General features: G+C 59.8%; 3 protein-coding genes. All 3 read right to left on the bottom strand.

All coding sequences use genetic code 11. The features are described from left to right. Positions 1-62: 62 nt before the first annotated feature. On the bottom strand, positions 63-1,709 hold the full coding sequence (locus AX703_RS15230; protein ID WP_369821029.1) for an AMP-binding protein: 1,647 nt from the start codon (positions 1,707-1,709) through the stop codon (positions 63-65). A gap of 142 nt (positions 1,710-1,851) precedes the next feature. Then, positions 1,852-3,255 (bottom strand): aldehyde dehydrogenase family protein, encoded by a 1,404-nt coding sequence (locus AX703_RS15225; protein ID WP_062345257.1) that lies wholly within the window; start codon positions 3,253-3,255, stop codon positions 1,852-1,854. 80 nt (positions 3,256-3,335) lie between these two features. Continuing rightward, a partial coding sequence (locus AX703_RS15220) for a TonB-dependent receptor (protein WP_156452080.1) occupies positions 3,336-4,707 on the bottom strand: 1,372 nt, incomplete at its 5' end.

Here is a 4,707-nt window from a genome sequence, read left to right as displayed (position 1 = left end):
ATCGGCGCAGAGCGACAGCCTACCTCTGACTGCCGCCAATCTTTGCAACAGAGCCCTCCGGACTAGGCGAGCATGGCCTCGCGCATGGCGAACTTCTGAACCTTCCCGGTGACGGTCATGGGAAAGCTTTCGACGAACCGGATGTGACGGGGGATCTTGAAGTGAGCGATGCGACCGCGGCAGTGGGCACGGACATCCTCTTCCGACAGGACGAAGCCCGGCCTTACGACGATCCATGCGCACAGTTCTTCCCCGAAATGCTCATCCGGGACGCCGATCACCTGCGCGTCGGCGATCGCGGCATGGGTCACCAGGAACTCCTCGATCTCGCGCGGATAGATGTTCTCGCCACCACGGATCACCATGTCCTTGATGCGCCCGACGATCCTGCCATAGCCCGCATCGTCGATCGTCGCGAGATCGCCGCTGTGCATCCAGCCCTCCGCGTCGATCACTTCGGCGGTGCTCTCTGGATCGTCCCAATAGCCGAGCATCACCGCATAGCCGCGGGTGCACAGCTCGCCGCTTTCACCCATGGCGACGATCGCGCCAGCGGCATCGACGATCTTGACTTCGAGATGCGGCTGGACGCGTCCGACGGTGCCGACACGCAGGTCGAACGCGTCGTCAGTATCGCTCTGGAAACTCACCGGACTTGTCTCCGTCATGCCATAAGCGATCGTGACTTCGGACATGTGCATCCTGGCGATCACCTCTTCCATCACCGAACTCGGGCAAGGCGAACCCGCCATGATCCCGGTGCGCAGCGACGAAAGATCGAAACGCGAAAATGCTGGATGGTTGAGCATGGCGATAAACATCGTCGGCACGCCGTAGACAGTCGTGCATTGCTCCGACTCAACTGCTTCGAGGACGGCAAGTGGCTCAAAGCCCTCGGCCGGATAGATCATCGTCGCGCCGTGGATGACGCAGGCTAGATTGCCAATCACCATGCCGAAACAGTGATAGAGCGGCACGGGAATGCAGACCCGGTCACTGGGAGCAAGGCCAATTCGCGCGCCGACGAAACGCGCGTTGTTGAGGATGTTGCGGTGCGAGAGCGTCACGCCCTTGGGGGACCCCGTCGTACCGCTGGTGAACTGGATGTTGATCGCATCGCCGGGCTCGATGTCGATGCCAGTCAGTCTATCGATCTCGTCCGAAGCGAGTGCCGCGAAGGGCACGCACCCGTCATGGGGCGCTTCGCCCGTGGTGACCACCAGGCGAAGCGCGGGGAGCCGTGCCGCCCGCAAGGCCCCTGGCGCTGACCTCGGCAATTCGGGGGCCAGGTCCGTCAACATCGCGACATAGTCGCTGGACTTGTGCCTGGGCGCCATCACCAGCGCCACGCAGCCCGCTTTGTTCAGTGCAAATTCGAGTTCAGTGGCGCGATAGGCCGGATTGATATTGACAAGGATCAGTCCCGCTTTTGCGGTCGCGAACTGAATCACAGCCCACTCGGCGCAATTGGGCGCCCATATTCCGACCCGGTCGCCCAGCCGCAACCCGTGCGCCAGAAGGCCAGCGGCAACCGCGTCGACGCGCGCCTTGAGCTCGCTCCAGGTCCAGCGGATCTCCTGATGGCGGACGATCAGCGCTTCTCCCTCGGGGTCTCGCGCGACGGTCGCGTCGAACTGGACGCCAATGGCTGTCTCGATCAACGGCGGCGCGTCGCTGCCCCTAACATGGCTTACTTTCATGGCGTCCATTCCCTGCATGTTCCTTGTCGTACCGGACGCCTGTCCATTGATCTCTGGGATCGCAACAGCGCAGGCCTGTTCGGCCGCGAGCCGAGCGATCGCATTCCGTCCGGGTGGGAATGGACAGATATGCCGGCGAAGCTCACGCCACTTATCTGGCCTCGTTGATCAGCTGGATCTGGGTGAACTCGGCGAGGCCTTCCTCGGCGAACTCTACGCCCAATCCGGATTGCTTGGCACCGCCGAACGGGATGTTGGGTCCGAAATCGAGGTGCTTGTTGATCCACACGGTGCCCGCGTCCATGCGTTCCGCGAGGTCATAGGCGGCTTCACGGTCACCCGACCACACCGAGCCGCCGAGCCCCCAGATCGAGGCGTTGGCGCGGGCAAGCGCATCCTCGGCATGGGAAAAACGTATGACGGGCAGAACGGGACCAAACTGCTCCTCGTCGACCAGCTTCGTCCCGTCCGAAATGTCGCGAACGATGGTGGGACGGATGAAATAGCCCGCCCGATCCTGGATCTCGCCGCCAGCGATAATAGTGCCACTGGCGCGGGCATCGTCGAGAAAGGTCTTCACCTTCTCATATTGCGCCTTGTTCTGGAGCGGCCCGATTTGCGTGCCCTGAAGCAGCCCGTCATCGAGCACCGCTTCTTCTGCTAGCCGAGCGAGTGCCGCGCACATCTCGTCATAAATGTCGTCATGGACATAGACGCGCTTGATCGCGAGACAGACCTGCCCGGCATTCATGAACGCCGCACGGAAAATTCCAGGTGCCGCCGTGGCCGGATCGGCGTCGGCAAGCACGATCGCGGCGTCGTTGCCCCCAAGTTCGAGCGTGATCCGCTTGATCGTGGCGGCCGCGCTCGCCATGACTTTCCGGCCAGTCTCGGTGGATCCGGTGAACGTGACCTTGGCGATGTCAGGATGGCAGGTGAGCCGCGTGCCGAGATCATTTTGATCGGTGATAATGTTGACCACGCCTGCGGGGAATATCTCCGCGCAGAGTTCACCGAACAGCAGCGTGGTGAGCGGCGTCGTCGGCGCGGGCTTCACCACGATGGTGTTGCCAGCAAGCAGCGCCAGCGGCAGCTTGAACGCGACGATCAGCACCGGGAAGTTCCACGGAATGATCGCGCCGACCACTCCGAGCGGACGACGGCGCATCACGACCCGTCGGCTCTCGCCATCTTCGATCAGCCTGGCTTCAAGTTCGAGCATCGCGAGATGGCGGACAAACGCCTCGGTATAGGCGATTTCGGCCGTCGACTCGCTGAGCGGTTTGCCCTGTTCCTGCGTCAGCAGTCGCGCAAATTCATCTATGCGCGCTGATAGTGCGTCCGCGAGCTTCAGCAACATCGCGCGTCGCTCGGCTATCGGTGTGTGTGCCCAGGCCGGGAACGCGGCCTTCCCCGCGGCGACCGCGGCATCGAGTTGTGCTTCCGAGGCGCGCGGGCAGACGGCGAGCACCTCCTCGGTGGCGGGGTTGATCACGTCCATCACTGCGTCGCCAGCAACAAGCTGTCCGCCGATAAGCAACTTGTAGTCAGCCATTTGCCTCTCCCTGGATCACGTGGTCGAATCTCCAGTCCTGATACGCGCTTGCGTCAGCACTCCGACCCGGATGGCCGCTCCTAGAATTTCACGTCGATGGTGAGGCCGTAGGTGCGCGGTTCACCGATATGGAAGTAATCAAGGCCTAAACCCGATAGGTCAATCGCTCCACGATAATAGTATTCATTGAATATATTGCGACCCCACAGGGCCACACCATAACGATCATTCGCCGTTCGATAGCCAAATTGCATATTTATTATAATATAGTTTTTCTGAACCAACCTATCTATATTGATAAGTTCAAAATATTGCTTCGAACTGTAGTTTCCGCCTACCCCAAGCGTCACTATCCCACTGTCATTTTTCATGACGTCCCAGTCAAAACCGGCGTTGAAATTGACCGTCGGCGCGGCCGGCAACCGGTTGCCGTCGAGCACGACGCCGCTGATCTCCCCGTCTTGAATCTTGGTATCAAGCAAGCCAAGGCCGGCATTGATCTTCAGTCCGTCGAACGGCCGTGCCATAATTTCCAGTTCGGCGCCAAAAATCCGCGATTTCGGGATGTTGATGAGCGTCTGGGCAAGAGTGTTGGGATCGACGTTCAGTGCTTGCTGGTTCTTATAATCATAGTAGAAGACGGCACCGTTCAATGTGACGGCCCGATCGAGAAATTGCGTCTTAAAGCCAACTTCATAGGCATTGACGGTTTCGGGATCCGCAACGTTCAGCTCTTCAGGAAAGAAGAAGGCCTGCGAGTTGAATGCGCTGGCGCGATAGCCCCGGCTGAAGCTCGCATAAAGCAGATCATCGGCAGCCGTCTTGAAATCGACGCCGATCTTTCCGGAGACATTGTCTTTGCTGAACCGGGCGCTTGTCGTTGCGTCGAAATCAACCGGATCGCCGGGGATGGTATTGGCGATCGGCGTGTCCTCCGCGCCCAGGAGCTGCGCCTTGTAGTCGCCGGCCTTGCCCTTGTCCTTGGTGTAGCGTAGGCCGCCACGAAGCGTCACCCGACCTGAAACCGCATAGTTGACGTCGGCATAAACTGCCGCGCTTTCCTTTGTCTGGCGATAGTCATTTCGATAGACACAGGACACTGTAAAGTCCTGGACGCAGTCGTCGGCGTTGATCGCACCGTCGCCCGTTACATCGATATCGGTGAAAAATCCAAGCGACGTGCCGGCATGGATTTTCTCTTTGTTATAATATGCACCAAGAATGAAATTGAGACCACCGTCATAATCACTCGCGAGCCGCAAATCCTGCGAGAATTGCTCTCCGCGACCCCTGTTTTCGGTATTGACCACCTGGAGCGGACTGCCATCGGCATCTTCGGGGATATACAGCTTACCATAGTCATAGGCAGTGACGGAGGTTACGGTCAGCGCGTCCGAGACATTCCAATTGCTCGTCAGTGCCGCGCCATAGGTGCGGTGGCGTCGGCGGGCG

It is taken from the genome of Novosphingobium sp. CCH12-A3, from assembly GCF_001556015.1.
Classification (GTDB): domain Bacteria; phylum Pseudomonadota; class Alphaproteobacteria; order Sphingomonadales; family Sphingomonadaceae; genus Novosphingobium; species Novosphingobium subterraneum.
This window is presented reverse-complemented; position numbering and strand designations above follow the sequence as displayed.

Coding starts and splice junctions, on each gene's coding strand:
- AX703_RS15230 (WP_369821029.1), bottom strand. CDS start 1,709: ATGGACGCCATGAAAGTAAGCCATGTTAGGGGCAGCGACGCGCCGCCG.
- AX703_RS15225 (WP_062345257.1), bottom strand. CDS start 3,255: ATGGCTGACTACAAGTTGCTTATCGGCGGACAGCTTGTTGCTGGCGAC.